The 16,231-nt window shown below is 54.1% G+C and carries 15 protein-coding genes; 8 read left to right on the top strand and 7 right to left on the bottom strand.

The annotated features are described in order from the left end of the window. The first annotated feature begins 21 nt into the window (after positions 1-21). From L975_RS06230 to L975_RS06205, 6 genes are all read left to right on the top strand, one after another. On the top strand, positions 22-801 hold the full coding sequence (locus L975_RS06230) for an energy transducer TonB (protein ID WP_177326621.1): 780 nt from the start codon (positions 22-24) through the stop codon (positions 799-801). A gap of 65 nt (positions 802-866) precedes the next feature. Then, positions 867-1,526 carry a MotA/TolQ/ExbB proton channel family protein gene (locus tag L975_RS06225; RefSeq protein ID WP_047707765.1) on the top strand — a complete coding sequence of 220 codons (660 nt, stop codon included), beginning with the start codon at positions 867-869 and terminating at the stop codon, positions 1,524-1,526. Continuing rightward, positions 1,523-1,954 carry a biopolymer transporter ExbD gene (locus L975_RS06220; RefSeq protein WP_010861801.1) on the top strand — a complete coding sequence of 144 codons (432 nt, stop codon included), beginning with the start codon at positions 1,523-1,525 and terminating at the stop codon, positions 1,952-1,954. Before L975_RS06225 ends, L975_RS06220 begins: the two co-directional genes overlap by 4 nt. Beyond that, on the top strand, positions 1,951-2,898 hold the full coding sequence (locus L975_RS06215) for a hemin ABC transporter substrate-binding protein (RefSeq protein ID WP_081995619.1): 948 nt from the start codon (positions 1,951-1,953) through the stop codon (positions 2,896-2,898). The genes L975_RS06220 and L975_RS06215 overlap by 4 nt, the downstream gene beginning before the upstream one ends. A gap of 12 nt (positions 2,899-2,910) precedes the next feature. After that, positions 2,911-3,972 (top strand): iron ABC transporter permease, encoded by a 1,062-nt coding sequence (locus tag L975_RS06210; protein ID WP_047707734.1) that lies wholly within the window; start codon positions 2,911-2,913, stop codon positions 3,970-3,972. Further along, the gene (locus L975_RS06205; protein WP_047707732.1) at positions 3,969-4,772 is read left to right on the top strand and encodes a heme ABC transporter ATP-binding protein; all 804 of its coding nucleotides are present in this window, start codon (positions 3,969-3,971) and stop codon (positions 4,770-4,772) included. Before L975_RS06210 ends, L975_RS06205 begins: the two co-directional genes overlap by 4 nt. A 192-nt stretch (positions 4,773-4,964) precedes the next feature. Here L975_RS06205 and L975_RS06200 read toward each other — a convergent pair whose 3' ends face one another. Together L975_RS06200 and L975_RS06195 are read right to left on the bottom strand one after the other, a co-directional pair. Continuing rightward, positions 4,965-6,182 (bottom strand): ROK family protein, encoded by a 1,218-nt coding sequence (locus tag L975_RS06200; RefSeq protein ID WP_047707730.1) that lies wholly within the window; start codon positions 6,180-6,182, stop codon positions 4,965-4,967. Between the two features lie 107 nt (positions 6,183-6,289). After that, the gene (locus L975_RS06195; protein WP_010861806.1) at positions 6,290-7,936 is read right to left on the bottom strand and encodes an AMP-binding protein; all 1,647 of its coding nucleotides are present in this window, start codon (positions 7,934-7,936) and stop codon (positions 6,290-6,292) included. Between the two features lie 318 nt (positions 7,937-8,254). Between L975_RS06195 and queE the strand changes: the two genes are divergently transcribed. Continuing rightward, a complete protein-coding gene (gene queE / locus L975_RS06190) occupies positions 8,255-8,956 on the top strand; it encodes a 7-carboxy-7-deazaguanine synthase QueE (RefSeq protein ID WP_010861807.1) in 702 nt (233 codons plus the stop codon). A 104-nt stretch (positions 8,957-9,060) separates the two neighbouring features. On the opposite strand, the gene queD is transcribed toward queE, so the two are convergent. The 5 genes from queD to L975_RS06165 all read right to left on the bottom strand — a co-directional run bounded on the left by queD (position 9,061) and on the right by L975_RS06165 (position 15,495). Further along, positions 9,061-9,423, bottom strand: coding sequence for a 6-carboxytetrahydropterin synthase QueD (gene queD / locus L975_RS06185; protein ID WP_010861808.1), 363 nt, complete (start codon positions 9,421-9,423; stop codon positions 9,061-9,063). Between the two features lie 111 nt (positions 9,424-9,534). Then, positions 9,535-10,707 carry an ABC transporter permease gene (locus tag L975_RS06180; RefSeq protein ID WP_218185570.1) on the bottom strand — a complete coding sequence of 391 codons (1,173 nt, stop codon included), beginning with the start codon at positions 10,705-10,707 and terminating at the stop codon, positions 9,535-9,537. After that, positions 10,700-11,824, bottom strand: coding sequence for an ABC transporter ATP-binding protein (locus L975_RS06175; protein WP_072033022.1), 1,125 nt, complete (start codon positions 11,822-11,824; stop codon positions 10,700-10,702). The genes L975_RS06180 and L975_RS06175 overlap by 8 nt, the downstream gene beginning before the upstream one ends. Continuing rightward, positions 11,821-12,801 carry an HlyD family secretion protein gene (locus L975_RS06170; protein WP_156121114.1) on the bottom strand — a complete coding sequence of 327 codons (981 nt, stop codon included), beginning with the start codon at positions 12,799-12,801 and terminating at the stop codon, positions 11,821-11,823. The genes L975_RS06175 and L975_RS06170 overlap by 4 nt, the downstream gene beginning before the upstream one ends. A 201-nt stretch (positions 12,802-13,002) precedes the next feature. Beyond that, entirely contained in the window at positions 13,003-15,495 is a 2,493-nt protein-coding gene (locus L975_RS06165; protein ID WP_218185569.1) for a heavy metal translocating P-type ATPase, read from the bottom strand. Between the two features lie 90 nt (positions 15,496-15,585). Here L975_RS06165 and cadR point away from each other — a divergent pair, with 90 nt between their 5' ends. Next, complete coding sequence (cadR, locus tag L975_RS06160) at positions 15,586-16,134, top strand: Cd(II)/Pb(II)-responsive transcriptional regulator (protein ID WP_064977584.1); 549 nt, start codon at positions 15,586-15,588, stop codon at positions 16,132-16,134. Positions 16,135-16,231 lie beyond the last annotated feature (97 nt).

Below are 16,231 nucleotides of genomic sequence, written 5' to 3'. Positions count from 1 at the left end.
TTACTGGCGTCAGGTTTATGTATGTCTGCCCACGCCGCCTTACTGCTGTTTGGACTGCAGCCAACCCAAACCCGCGCCGTCACCTTGGACTCGCTCAGTGCAGGCCCCGCATTGGTGCTCAATTTGGCCGTCACCGGCGCACAAAGCGGTGCCGCAGCCTTAGCCGACGTACAGCCTGCGCCACAAAAGACTGAGCAGAGAAAAGTCGTTGAACCGAGCGCCGTGCCAGCCAAAGCCGCTGAAACAGCAAAAACCGAGCAAGCTAAACCCAAGCAAGCTAAACCGGTCTTGAAAAAAGAACCTGCGCATAAAAAAGTAGCGCCGAAAATTCCAGAAGAAAAAGCCCCAAAAAAGACAGTTAAAAAGACAGAGAGAAAATCAACAGACAACACAGGACAGCACAATCCTGTCACGGCTAGCGCAAGTGCGACTACAGCTCACTCGTCGGCCACCACGCAGTCAGCTAGCGGAGCATCGAATACCGCCTCCCGCACTGCACCAACCTCGGCCGCACAAGCCCGTGGCAGCAACAGTGAACCGCGTTTTCGCTTTCCCCCTTCGGCGCCGGAATACCCGAAAGCCTCACGCATGCGCCGTCAAGAAGGCACTGTATTGCTGGAAGTGAAATTGGGAACTCAAGGCGAGCAATTGCAAGTCGTACTGCTGAAAAGTAGCGGTTTCCCCCTACTGGATCGCTCGGCATTAAAAGCCGTAAAGGGATGGCAATTCTTGCCACAAGAAATCAACGGCCAAGGTGTCAGCCATGTGGTGCGAATTCCCGTGCGCTTTGAGCTGACCTAAAGCTGACATAAAGACACAAAATTACGTACACCCACTTCTATTTAGACTTAAACAGGCTGTAAACCATGATTCTTGCGCAACTTGAACACCAACTCGGCAGCATGATGTGGCCGCTGCTGACCTGCTCTTTTCTGACCGGCGTGATTTTGCTGGATCGGCTGTTTCGCCTGCTGCAAGCCGGTCGACTTGGCCAACATCATCTGACCGCGCAGCTGTTACCCGGGCATAGCAATACCCTTAATAGTGTATCGGCCAGCCAGCTAGATACGATGCAGCAATCATTGCAGCAACGCCGCTCGTTATTACTGCAAGGGGTCGCACTGCTGCTAACGCATCGCAACGAAAATAAAGCCTTACGCGAAGAAATTGCCGCGATCTGGCTGCAATCTAAGCGCCGTCAGCTCAGTAGTGGTCTGAAATTACTTAATCTGATTGCCGCCATCAGCCCGCTTCTAGGTCTGCTGGGCACCATTTTGGGTTTGATTCAGATGTTTCAGGATATCGGCGCGAGCAACAGTCCAGTGACTCCTGCGTTACTGGCCGATGGTTTAGGCGTTGCGATGTACACCACCGCCGCCGGTCTGTTTATTGCGCTACCGGCGCTGGTGGGTGCACAGCTGATCAGTTTATGGATTGATCGCCTGATTAACGGCGCCGAACACGGCATGAACCAATACAACTTGTGGCTGGAAGGGATCCCGCTGTGTGAGGATTTCACGTCATGATCCGCGATCGCTCAGCGCCAGAAAGCAGCAGCCTGGGGATAGATCTCACCCCACTGCTCGACATCATCTTTATCGTACTGGTGTTTTTATTGCTGACCGCCAATGTACGTATTCAGAGCATGGACATCACCTTGCCGGAAGTGGCTGATAGCACCCAACCGGCACAAACGGTACCGGAAAGTCTGACATTACACCTGTTTGCCGATGCGCCTTACTGGGCGCTGGGCGAGCAAAAATTCACGGATTGGGATGCCTTCAGCAACGCTATTTTGACCGCACGCGCCCAGCCGCATACCTCCGGCGCTCAGCCAGAGATTATTATCGCCGCCGATCGCGATGCCAGTACTGAACGCTTATTGAATTTACTCAATTTCCTGCAGCGACAGAACATTCCTGCCGCGCAGATTTTAACCAAGGGATCAGAATGAAACAGATGCGCCTTTCTCGCTACGCCCTGCTGGCTTGCCTCAGCCTACCAACCGTTACTTTGCACGCGGCACCTACCGATAGCGCGGCAACAAACACACATCCCGTTACAGCTTCTGCCATACCACCTACTGGACCACAGAGCACGCCTAAGATCGCGCCAACGCGCGTGATCAGTGCTGGCAGTAATGTGACAGAAATTATTGTGGCGCTGGGCGCTGGCGATGTACTGGTGGGGGTTGATAGCAGCAGCCGTCTTCCTGCCGACAGCAAAGCCGCAACGCTGGGCTATATCCGTCAATTACCGGCCGAAGGCATGCTCGCCCTGCGTCCTGATTATGTGATTGGCTCAGATGAAATGGCACCAGCCTCGGCACTGACAGCACTGCAACAGGCCAAAATTCCCCTGACCGTGTTGCCGTCCGATACCACACCAGAAGCGCTCAAAGCGCAAGTGACGCAAATTGCTGCCCTGCTACATAAAGAAGCCGCAGGCCAAACACTGCAAACTAAAATCGATCAGCAGCTCGAACAACTCGCACAAACGCGTGCTCAGTTGCAGAGCAAGCAACACGGCAAACCGCTCAAAGCCGTGTATCTGCTGCTGCATGATGGTCGCCCACCGATGATTGCAGGCGGCAATACTCCCGCCGATACTCTACTGACCTTAGCCGGCGCCGTGAATCCGGCCGCTTCGGTGCGTAATTACCAAACGGTGTCAGCCGAAAGTCTGCTGGCCATGCAGCCGGATTTGATTGTAGTTAGCGAGCGCAATTGGACTGGCGATGCCGACTCTCTGCTGGCCAAACAACCGTTACTGCAAAACACACCGGCTGGACGCAATAAAGCGGTGCTACCGATTAACGGTAAAGCGTTGATTGGTGGGATCGGCCTGAGCACCTTGAGCGAAGCCCAGCGTCTGGCCAATCACCTGAATCAGCAGTAAACGGAACGCCCGATGTTACGACTGAAACTCTCTTTGCTCGGTAGCAGTGGCTTGCTGCTACTGAGCTTCATGTTGCTGCTGTCAATTGCCACCGGTCCGGTGCGCCTGCCGTTAAGTGAGAGCCTGCACGCGCTGCTCTCGTTACCGAGCCACGCCAACGATCTGAGCACACAGCAATTGATTATTCAGACCATCCGTCTGCCGCGCACCCTGCTGTGCATCAGTGTGGGGGCGATTTTGGCACTGGCGGGCGCGGTGTTGCAGGGGCTCTTTCGTAACCCCTTGGCTGATCCGGGCATTATCGGTGTCAGTGGCGGCGCGGCGCTGGGGGCGGGATTGTCGATTGTTTTGCTTCCTGCCGGCGTGTCGCTGGCCGGTTTGAGTATCGCCGGTTTCAGTCTGGGTTGGTTGTCGCTCGGTTATACCGCGCTGTGTGCGTTTTTATGTGGGATGCTGACCACGCTGCTGGTCTACCGTATCGGGCGCACACCGTTTGGCACCTCGGTCAATATGATGTTATTGGCCGGCGTGGCCATCGGCGCAATCGCATTTTCCGGTCTGGGATTATTGAGCTATCTGGCCGATGATCAGCAACTGCGCGATCTGTCGCTTTGGCAGATGGGCTCCCTCGCCGGTGCCCGTTGGGACACCTTACTGCTCAGTAGCCTCACCCTGCTGGTGTTGCTGGTCGGGTTTTATCGACAAGCCCCTGCGCTCAATGCCCTGCTGCTGGGGGAGTCCGAAGCACGGCATCTGGGCGTTAATGTCGAGCGGCTCAAACGTCGCTTGATCATCGGCTGTGCGGTGGGTATTGGCGTTTCAGTGTCAGTCTCAGGGATGATTGGGTTTATCGGTCTGATCGTGCCCCATCTGGTGCGCATGCTGTGCGGCCCGGATTATCGTAATTTGCTGCCGCTGAGTGCGCTGTGTGGCGCAATCTTATTGCTACTTGCTGACTTACTGGCGCGCCAACTGGCGGCACCGGCAGAAATTCCGGTCGGGATCATCACCGCGCTACTCGGCGCACCGTTTTTCATCTGGCTGCTGATCCAACAAAAAAGGAGCGCCGCATGACCGTGGTCGAATTGCGCAATCTGACCTTACAACGTGGTCGACGCCAGATTTTATCGCAGCTGTCGTTAGACTTGCGAGCCGGTGAGCTCACCGTACTGCTCGGCCCAAACGGCACCGGTAAATCCACCTTACTCAAGTGCATCAGTGGCGAAATGGCGGCACAAGGTGAAATTCGATTGTTTGGTCGACCGCAGTCGCAGTGGCCAGCATCCATACTCGCCCGCCGGATGGCCATCTTGCCGCAAAGCTCGGCACTGTCATTTTCGTTTTTAGCCCGCGAAGTGGTGGCGTTAGGTCGTTTGCCGCATGCATCAGGCAAAATCGCCGATGAGGCCATTATCCAGCGCTGCCTGCAAGCGGTCGGGGCGGAACATCTCGCCGATAGCGCCTATACCGTGCTCTCCGGCGGGGAAAAACAGCGCATTCACTTTGCGCGCGTCCTCGCACAGCTCGATGAGCATATAACGGAGTCGCCGCAGACCGAGCGCGAGCCTACTGCCGCAGCACCGAAACTCTTAATGTTGGATGAACCGACGTCGGCACTGGATTTAAGCCACCAGCATCAGACACTGCAAACGGCGCAGCGCCGCGCGCGACAGGGTGATGCGGTGCTGGTGATTTTGCACGATTTAAATCTGACGGCGCGCTATGCCGATCGGGTATTGCTGCTCAATCATGGGAAGATTCAGGCCGATGGCTCACCAGAAGAGGTGTTGACTGCTGAGTGTATTAAGCAAATTTTCGCTTTCGACGCGCAGGTGTTCCGTCATCCAGAAACCGGGCGCCTGCATATCAGCTAACGCGCCAACATAGCGATAACGCAGCGCAGGCGACAAAATTGAGCGCTAAAAATACAAAAGGTGGACAGCATCCTCATGCCATCCACCTTTTTTCATTGTGCTGTGTGAAAGTACTTTTTGTATATTTAGCAAGCTATTTAGTCAGCTATCTAGTGAGCTATCTATCGTAAGCACGGCACGAATAGCGCGTGATTAACCTTCGAGCAGTTTAGTTAACAGCACGCCACTGTAGAGCGACTCTTTCACCAACCCCGCCCCCGGCATGGTGCCTTCGTTATAAAAACGGGTCGGCTCCAACGTGAGGTTTTGCGTATACAGTGGATAGGCATTGGCTTCCAACGTGCGCATAATCACCGGAAACATAATTGACTGCGCCTGACTCAACGGCGAGCCAAACAGTACTTTTTCTGGATGGAACAGGTTCACCAACATGCTGAGCAGCACACCAATGCGCTCTGCCGCTTCGGTAAGTAAATTCAGTGCCAGCACATCACCGTTTAATGCCGCTTGGCACAGGTTCGACACGTTCAGCGTCTGATGTCGCAACACGCTCTCTTCGCCGCACTCTAAACGCTGCCGCGCTTTACGCAGCAATGCTTGAATATTGATTTCCGTTTCCAGACAGCCACGATGCCCACACTCACACTGCTCCCCTTGCGGGTTCACCACGATATGGCCAGCTTCAATCAGATTACGGTATTGGCCGTGGATCAGTTTACCATCAATCATCACCCCAACGCCGACGCCATGATTGATGCTTAGCTGAACCACGTTCTGACAGCCTTGTGAAGGCCCAAACAGCGCTTCGGCCATCGTCCACGCACACACATCATGTCGCAGCAGCACTGGCAGACCGGTTTTCTGCTCCAGCTCCGCCGCCAGCGGCATATCCTTCACATGGTAATATGGCATCTGGTGCACAATGCCGCGCGTCGCATCAATGACGCCGGGCAACGTAATCGCAATGGCGCTCAAACGCTCCAATTTGTCCTGATGACGGGTAAAGAACAGGTCAATTTCACTGACTAAACGCTTTAATAAAGCCGATTGCTCGCGCTCAATAATATCCAGCCGCTCTTCAATCAGCAGTTCGCTGCTCAGCTCATGCAATGCGAGGGTGAGATAGCCGCGTCCAAGACGCGCGGAGAGAAAATGCCAGCCTTCCGTATCCAAAATCAACCCGACCGCTGGGCGGCCACGGCTACCCGGTTCTTGGAATTCATCTTCCTTAATCAGGTGTGCATCCAACAACTCACGGGTGATTTTGGTAATACTGGCCGGAGCCAGATTAGCCTGCTTCGATAACTCAATACGGGAAATGGGTCCCAACTGATCAATCAGGCGATACACAGCTCCGGCATTAATTTGTTTTATTTGATCGATATGTCCGGGATTGTGCCCTTCCGCCATTTTAGTCCACTCCGACAGGGTATTTCATACCTCGAAATAATTAAGCCGTCATGGTGTTGGCTTTAAGGAACAGCGTCAACCCCGCTATCGTTGAAGCGTGACCAAGTTTACAACCAGCGCACCTTCTCGCCTTTCGACCACTGGCGGACCGCTTCGTTATAGCGCTGTTCGACCTTGTGCCGACGTAATTTCAGTGTCGGGGTCAGATCGCCACTGTCGATAGTCCACGGCTCGGAAATCACCGCAATCCCACTCAGTACCTCGTGCGGTTCGAGCTGCGCATTCACGCTTTCTAGATGTTCGGTCAACGCTTTGGCCAACATCTCCCGTGGCAATGCCAAAGAACTGGCCGACAGTTGCACCAAGCCCACCGGCTGCGGTAAGCCGCTGCCAATCACACACAACTGCTCAATAATCTCCAACGAAGCCAGTTTAGCTTCCAACACCACCGGCGAGACATATTTGCCTTTTTCGGTTTTAAAGATGTCTTTCAAGCGACCAGTAATCCGCACATAGCCTTGCGCATCAATTTCACCCAGATCGCCGGTATACAGCCACTCATCTTTGATCGCCAAAGCGGTTGAGATGTCATCCAGATAATAGCCCAACATGGTGCCGGGGCTGCGGGTCATGATCTCCCCTTCCTCCGACAACATCACTTCCACGCCTTTCGAGGCATGGCCAATCGAGCCAATTTTATCAGCACGGAACGGATAATTGATGGTGCCGTAAGCTAAGTTTTCCGTCATCCCCCACGCTTCGGTGATATTCATCCCCAAACGGTGATACCAATGCAGCAGCGATGGCGCAACCGGCGCGGAGCCGCAGCCCAACACACGGGCGCGGTGCAAGCCTAATTTGCGTTGGATGACGTACTTAATCAGGTTATTGACCAGCGGAATAGACAGCAGGCGCTCCAACTTCTCTTCCGGCATTTTTTCCAAGATGCGCGAACGGAATGCTGACCACAACCGCGGTACAGAGATAAAGATGGTTGGTGCGGTGGCCTTGATGTCATCGACAAACGTATCTAGCGACTCAGGGAACGAAATCGTGCAACCACCATACAAGCTGCCACCGAGGATATACACCCGCTCGGTGATGTGAGACAGCGGCAGATAAGAAAAACCGCGATCATTCGGGCCTAATTGCACGGTTTGCGCCACCGATTTAGCCGCCCAGCCAAAGCGCTCATGACTGTGCATCACCGCCTTAGGCCGACCGGTACTGCCGGAGGTATACACCAGTGACATCAAGCTTTCCGGCTCAGGGATCGGACTTTCTTCCAGTGGCAGGAAATCATTAAGTAGCGCTTGCCACTGATACTGGCAAGGCGCGGTCGGATACGGGAAAGCGATACGTAAAATGTCCGGCGGCAATACCGCTTCGACATTTTCTGGATGATCTAATTTGCCGATAAAAATGGCTTTACTCTCGGAGTGCTCCAGCACATAGCGAATGGTTTCGCTGTTCGCCGTTGGATAGATAGGAACACTAACAAACCCGCCCATCATCATGGCGAAATCGGCGATAAACCATTCGGCACAGTTTTTCGAGAGCAAGGCTACCCGATCGCCCGGCGCAAGCCCCAAGCCACGCAGTGCGCTGGCAATCACCCGCGCTTGACGTGCCACTTCTTTCCACGAGTAGCAATTAAAATGACGATTAACCGGCTGGCGCAGATAGGTTTCATCTGGACGATGCGATTCCCAGTAGTAGAGCATTTCCAGCGGTTGTTTTCTGATGATACTCATAAATGCCCCCGATCACTGGTGTGGTAAAATCGACTTCATGGTTAATCTTTATTTAACATTATAATCACCATTAATCTACTTATGGCAATGAGTCACAACGGTTTTTCACGCTCTTTCCGCTATCCGTTAGCTGACTCGAATCAGGTTGCGATTTATTTGGTAACTTGCCCTCATCTCACCACTAAGCATGCGCATGCATAGCGCAAGCCGCCATCGGCATAGATCACAACCTACAGGTTACGGTAGTCAGGGGGCGATGGGTTTGCGATAATCCGCGACTTGTGCTCAGACTATTCAACCACAGGCTTATTGATCCAGATGCTGTATCCGATTAATGAAGTATTTCAGACGCTGCAGGGTGAAGGGGTATATACCGGCGTTCCTGCGATTTTTGTCCGTTTGCAGGGCTGTCCGGTGGAATGCAGCTGGTGTGATACCAAACACACGTGGCAGCTTGATGCCGATCAACGCTTGTCTGATCCCGCGCTGATCTTAAAAACTGAAGATTCGGCCAGCTGGTGCTCAATGACCATCAGCGATTTACAAACGCTGTTTACCGAGCAGGGCTATACCGCCAAGCATGTGGTGATCACCGGCGGTGAGCCATGCCTGTATGACCTCACCCCGCTGACTACGCAGTTAGAAGCAGCCGGATTCCAGTGCCAGATTGAAACCAGTGGCACTTACGAGATTCGTTGCTCAGAACAGACGTGGGTGACCGTGTCGCCGAAAGTGGGTATGCGTGGCGGCTGCCAAGTACGCACGGATGCCTTGCTACGTGCCGATGAAATCAAACATCCGGTCGCACGCGAAAGTGATATTGAAGCACTGGATCAACTGTTAGCACAGCGCGAGCAAAGCCTCGGCGCCGATGCGGCAAGTGCCCACAGCAAAACACCGGTGATCTGTTTGCAGCCGATCAGTCAAAAGCCGCAAGCCACCGAGCTGTGTATCCGCACCTGTATCGCCCGTAACTGGCGTTTATCAGTGCAAACACACAAATACCTGTCGATTGCCTAACGCATAAAAAAACGGTGTCGCCCACACGAAGTAGGCAGACACCGTTTTTTTGCAGTGCAGTTCGCGAACATAACTCTTCGCGAAAATGGCTCTTCGCAAGAAAATCACTCGCCGCGATAAGTACAACCTGACGTGCAGGTTTCCTTGATCATCACCGCTGACAGCAATGGCAGCTGTGGTTTGAGTTTGTCCCAAATCCAACGCGACAACACTTCACTGGTCGGGTTTTCCAGCCCTTCAATATCATTCAGATAATAGTGATCCAGCTGGTCATAAATCGGCTTAAACACCTGCTTGATGTCACCGAAATCCATAATCCATCCGGTGTGCGGGTCAACTTCACCGCTGATCTCAATGCGCACGGTAAAGGAGTGGCCATGCAGGCGTCCGCACTTGTGCCCTTCAGGGACATGCGGCAGGCGGTGCGCCGCTTCAAACATAAAGTCTTTGAACAAAGTGGTGGTCATCACTCTATTCCTATACAGCAATATAAAGGAACGGCGATGTTACCAGAATTCGTGGGGATGTGCGCCCGTTTGCAGACGCCTTTGCCACCCCATTTATCGAAGCGCGCAGATCTAATCCAACGTTTTGCGAAAGCGGCGCGTCGCAATCAGTAGGCCAAGGATAAAAAAGATCGCCAGCCACAGCAGCTCAAAACGCATATCCCACAGCCCCGCATCGCGCAGCACCACAGCGCGGATCACGCGGATAAAATGCGTCGCTGGTAGCACTTCGGCAATCCACTGCGCAGGCTGAGGCATGCCCTCAAACGGGAACATAAAGCCACTCAATAAAATTGACGGCAACAAGATAAAAACCGTCATCTGCATCGATTGCAACTGCGTTTTCGCCAGCGTGGAGATAATCAAGCCTAAGGTCAAACTGGCGCAAATAAACAGCAACGAAGACAAAAAAATCGCATAAGCTGGGCCGGTAATCGGCACATCAAAAATCAAATGCCCTAACCCCAACACGATCATGACCTGAATCAGCCCCACCAGAATGTAGGGAATGATTTTCCCTAGCATCAGTTCCAGTGGCCGGATCGGGGTGTTGATCAGCAGCTCCATATTGCCGCGCTCGCGCTCACGCACAATCGCCGCTGACGTGAACATAATCATGGTCATGGTCAAGATAATGGCCGTCAGACTCGGTACCACATTCACCGCGCTACGCTGCTCAGGGTTGTAATATTGCGCGACAGCAAACACCGGCACCTGCAAGTTCGGATTCTGATTTTGCAGTTCTGCCAGCGACATATTGCGCAGCTGACGTACCGCCGAGGCCACCATCAAATCCGAGCCGTCCACCAGCCATTGGCCTATCGGTTGCACCGTATTTTGCGTACTAAGCGCAAAGTGTTGTGGTGTCTGCACATAATCGTTATAACGGCGCTCCAGATCTGGCGGTAGCACCAATACCGCACGTACTTTTCCCTGTCGTAAGGCGTTTTCTGCATCGGGAACTTGAATGTAATGCGCCTTGATATCCACCACCTGCGTCACCGCCACCATCTGCTGCAAGATCCGACTCAGCGAAGTCTGGCTTTGATCCACCACCGCAATCGGAATGTGCCGCACATTGGTGTTAATGGCATAGCCGAATAGAAACAGCTGAATCAGCGGGATCATGATCACCATGCCAAAAGTCATGCGATCGCGCGATAACTGACGCAGCTCTTTGCGCACCACGGCGCTCATCCGCAGTAAAAATAAGCGTAACCCGCAGATCATTGGGGAATCAGACATTTGAGTTGTCTCCCCTGTCTCGCTTAGTGTTATCTGAGGGTTTATCTGAGATTATCGCCTCACGCGATCCTACTGAAGACATAGTTTGCGGGCCGGTCGCCAGCACAAACACGTCTTCTAGACTGGGGCGAACTGGCTGAATGGTGCGAGCGTCAGAATCAGCGTGCATGCTGTTAGCAACTATCTCAGCATGATGTTGGGCATCCATCTGAGTATCAAATTGCCGCACCTGCTGCTGTAAAAATGTCAGCGGCTCAGCTTCAGCATGGCTCACCAAGACCCGTAACCGCGCCCCCAGTTGCGCGGCAGAAATCACCGACGTTAGCCCCAATAAATGCAGTTTGAGCTGACGCAAATGCGCGCCATCAATCTCAAAGACCGCCCCGCCCATCTCACTCATCAACTGCGCTGGCGCGCCGGTCAAACGCATGCGGCCATCTTGCATGATGCCGATGCGATGGCAGCGTTCGGCTTCGTCCATATAATGGGTAGCGACCAAAATCGTGGTCCCCGCGGCGGACAGGTCAAACAGTTGCTCCCAAAATTCCCGCCGATTTTGCGGATCAACCGCAGCCGTCGGCTCATCCAAAAATAACAACTCGGGTTGATGGATAACTGCTGCGGCAAGGGCCAAGCGCTGTTTTTGTCCACCACTGAGACTCCCCGCCAATCGGCGTTGTAACGCCTCTAGTTCATACTGACGACACAGTTCGGCCACCCGCGCTTTACGCACGGCGCCGCGTAAGCCATACACTTCGCCGATAAAATGCAGGTTTTCGGCAACGGTCAGATCGTCATACAGGGAAAACTTTTGCGTCATGTAGCCAATGCGCGTGCGCACCCGCTCACCACCTTGGGGTAGAGATTGACCCAGCACCTGCACACAGCCCTCGCTCGGCGACAGCAAACCGGTCAACATGCGGATAGTGGTGGATTTGCCACAGCCATTCGGGCCGAGAAAGCCAAATATTTCTCCGCGCCGAATATGCAGGTTCAGATTATCTACCGCCGTAAACGCACCGAAACGACGCGTCATTCCTTGTGTATCAATGACGGTATCGATAATGGTTTTAGGCACTGCATCTGCAGTATCCGATGCGCTCACGGCCCCCATCATGGCAAGATCACCTGCGCCGGAATACCCGACGGCAAATCACTATGCTCTGGCGACAGTTGCACTTCGGCCAAATACACCAAACGCGCTCGATCTTCGCGATTGAGGGCATAGTAAGGGGTAAACGCCGGATCATGGGCAATTTTGCGTACCTTGCCGGTCATCGGCTCGTTGATGCCATCGACCCGTACTGGCAACGTCATGCCCACATGGATCTGCGTGCGAAATGGCTCGGGAATATAGACGCGCGCATAAGGCGCTTGGTCGGCCAACATCACCACCAGCGTATTACCGGTTACCGGACGGTCGCCCAAATGAAATGGCAAACTTTCAACGATTCCGTCACGTGTCGCCACCACCGACAGCTGTTGCAGTGCAATCTGACTTTCGGCCAATTTAGCCTGTGCGGCAGCAACATTAGCGCGCGCCTGCGCAATATCTTCCGGACGTGACCCATTTTTCAGCGCCAGCCACTGCTGATAAGCCGCATTAACCTGCGCTTGGCTGTTATTGCGCGAGGCCAAAGCCTGATCCAACTCCGCTTGCCCCACCGCTTTACGCGAAAACAGCTGCACCATGCGCTGATATTGCAAGATACTTTCTTTTTCCAACGCTTGCGTACCGCGCCAATGCGCCTCCGCGGCCGCAATATCTTCACTGCGCGCACCTTGCTCTAATTTTTGTAAATTCGCCTGCGCGGCTTGCAGTGAGGCGGAAGCTTGCTCGACCAAAGTTTGCTGATGCGCGGAGTCTAACTGCACTAGTAATGTTCCGCGCGTCACAACCTGCCCTTCTTGCACCGGCATGGCAATCACGGTTTCGGCGGCCATCGCCGGATAAGTTAGTCGATCGCGCTCCAAGGTTCCCAGTGCTTGTGAGGATGGCGCAAAATCGCATCCCCCCAATAACAGCAAACACAACGCTGCGAATACTCCGCGTTTCAGATAATCACGTTTCACAGTACGCATTTCATTACGCATCACTGTTGTCCTTGCTTACGCCTATCAATACAAAACGAATTGGCACACAACAAAAAAGCCGCATCGTCAGCAGATGCGGCTTTTATCACTCTCTATCCATCACGGATGCACGCAGCTACCTCGCTTTGTGCATACTATAGACGGTTGATTTTCTGACGTCCTGTTGCTGATTCACATTTTATGTTGCATTTAAAGTGATCATTATGAGCGCTGTATGTCTTTCGCCATGCGCAGGCCATTGGCAATTACCAGCAAACTCGCCCCCACATCGGCGAATACCGCCATCCACAAGGTTGCAACACCGGCCATCGCGAGGGCAAAAAAGACCGCTTTAATGCCCAGCGCCATGGCGATGTTAGCTTTTAACACGCGCGACGTACGACGCGCATGGGCAAACAGATCCGGTAATTTATCCAACCGATCTTCCATCAGCGCGACCCCCGCGGTTTCCAACGCAGTATCGGAGCCAGCTGCGCCCATGGCGATCCCCAAATCAGCATGCGCCAGCGCAGGAGCATCATTCACGCCATCACCAATCATGGCGACTTGCTGATAGCGCCCTTGCAACTCGGTAATCCGCTCCAGCTTATCTTGCGGTAACAACTCACCTTGCGCCTCTTCCACGCCAATCTGGCGGGCAACCGCCGACGCTACGCCCTGATGATCCCCTGACAGCATAACGGTATGGATCCCCTGCTGGTTCAACCGACGGATCACCTGCGCCGCTTCCGGGCGAATTTTATCGGCGACAGTTAGAATCCCCAGCAGTTGCGTGGCTGACATCAGCAACAACAAGCCCTGACCTTGCGCTTCCAGCGCGCTTAACTCCGCAGCTTGCGCCGCGGTCAGCACCTGGCGACGCTCCGCCAGACGACGGCTGCCTAGCCAGTAAGCATTGCCTTCGATATGCCCTTGTACGCCAAAACCAACCAGCTCCTGAATCTCACTCGCGTGCGGATTATTCTGCTCACTCGGCTCTTTGCTCAGCGCCTGACGGGCAGCAGCGGCGCGCAATACCGCACTGGCCAATGGGTGTGTGGAGTGCGCATCTAACGCTGCGGCTAACGCCAGAATACGGTTTTCAGTCAGCGAACTGCCTTGTGGGACAATCACCTGTGTCACCTCTGGCTCGCCCAACGTCAGGGTACCGGTTTTATCAAAGGCGATGGCATTGATTTTGGCCGCCATCTCCAGCGGCGCACCGCCTTTAATCAACATGCCGTAACGGGCCGACGACGCCAACGCACTGACCAAGGTCACTGGCGTAGCAATCACCAGCGCACACGGGCACGCAATCACCAGCATCACCAAGGCGGTATACACCGATGATTTCAGCGGCATCACCCCGAACAGCGGTAACAGCACCGCCACCAGCACTGCAGCGACCACCACGGTCGGCGTATAGAAACGGGCAAAACGGTCAATAAAACGCTGAATCGGTGCTTTGCTGGCCTGAGCATCACGCACGGTGGTAATAATGCGCGCGAGCACGCTGCCGCTAGCAGCTGCGGTAGTCTGGATCTCCACTACGCCATCACCATTAATACTACCGGCAAACACCGTGCTGTTAGGCTCTTTACTGACCGGCAAACTTTCACCGGTGATCGGCGCTTCGTTAAAGTGGCTGGTGCCGCTAACAATCATGCCATCTAACGGCACCCGCTCTCCTGGGCGCACGCGCACGCGGGTACCCACCGCCACCTCGGCCACGGGCACTTCAACCCAATTACCCTCGCGCTGAATCCACGCCGTTTCCGGTGCCAAAGCCATCAAGGATTTCACCGCTTCGCCGGCACGCGTCAGTGACATATCCTCCAGCTTTTCGGCCACGGCGAACAAGAACAGCACCATCGCCGCTTCCGGCCACTGGCCAATGGCAATTGCGCCAATAACGGCTACTGACATCAAAAAATGAATGTTCATGCTACCGGTTTTCAAGGCAATCCAGCCTTTCTTTAAGATAGGCAGGCCGCCACAGGCAATCGACGCCAATGCCAGCAGCGCAATCCACACACTGGTATCAGAGCCACTTATGATGGCAACCGCTTCTGCACCAGCGGCAAACACCCCAGATAACGCGAACAAACCACGTTGACGCCAGCTGATTTTACGCTCGGCAGGCATGGCGGCGGCTTGCTCTGCGGTCAGCTCTACCGCTTCCATGCCAACTCCGCGAATGGCGCGAACCACGGGCGTCACGTCATCTAAATCATGACCCATCACCATCACGCGCTCGATGTAGTTAAACTCTAACGTGCGCACACCACTGACTTTGCTCAGCGCCTTTTCAATCAAGCCTGACTCGGTTGGGCAATCCATCGCCAAAATTTGAAATTTAGTCAGGAAACGGGCATCGCCGCCCTCGCCCAAGCTCACACGGCTGGTTGCAGCATGCGGCGCATGATCATGGCCGCAGCATCCGCCATGGGCATGAGTATGTGTATGTTCATGATTGTGCTCGTGCGCATGGTCATGGTCATGGTCATGGTCATGGTCATGGTCATGGTCAGCAGCATGTTGGCCGCACGCGTGCTCATGCGCCGTGGCGACGGTTTGAGTCGCCGCGGTGTTAGTGATTGAACAGCAGGCTCCCGCGCTCTGCTTTTGTGCGGCGTTTGCCGCAGACGTGGCACAGCAAGTACCGGCGTTGGCAGCCTCGCGCATCTGATTATTTTTCTGGCAGCATGAAGTCATTGTCGGCTCCTTCGAAAGGTTTTATGCTTATTCCACACCCTGAAGTCACTTCAGGGTCAAGGCTTTTCGCAAGAAAATTCGGAGGGAAAGATGAGAATCGGTGAACTGGCTCGACAGGCGGGAACGGAAGTCGAAACTATCCGCTACTACGAGAAAGAAGGCTTGCTGTCAGCGCCGGCACGCAATGCGTCGGGCTATCGCATGTACCAATCTCAGCATTTGTCCGAGCTGAATTTTATTTTGCACTGTCGCTCGCTGGATATGTCTCTGGCGGAGATCCGGCAATTGGCCAACTACCGAGATAATCCTGCCCTTGGCTGCGCAGAAACCAATGCGATGATCGACCAGCATATTCAAAATGTGCATCAGCAATTGGATAAGCTACACCGCTTAGAGCAGCAGCTCATTATGCTGCGCGAACGCTGCACTGATGAGTATCCGGCTAATAAGCAATGTGGGATTTTGCAAACCCTGCTCACCGCCGCCGAGCAAGCCCCATCGCCGTGTAAGTGTCGCGGCGTACTGAATTCATTAATTGCCGCAGCTGAAGGTGAGTCTTGCCCTTGTCACAGCGCAGAAAGCTGTTCTCTGCAGCGTGAAGCCGAACGCTGCAGCCATACCGCCTGCCAACACGAATAAAAAACGGCCTTCGCATCCCATCCTTTATCACAAGCAATGTGAATGCGAAGACCGTGGTGATTTTCCGCTTCAATCTACAGCGGCAATGCCGTGCTAA

The sequence above is a fragment of the Plesiomonas sp. ZOR0011 genome, from assembly GCF_000800945.1.
Classification (GTDB): domain Bacteria; phylum Pseudomonadota; class Gammaproteobacteria; order Enterobacterales; family CAMTGL01; genus Plesiomonas; species Plesiomonas shigelloides.
Note: the sequence above shows the minus strand (reverse complement) of the source record. Positions and strands in the feature narration are given on the sequence as shown.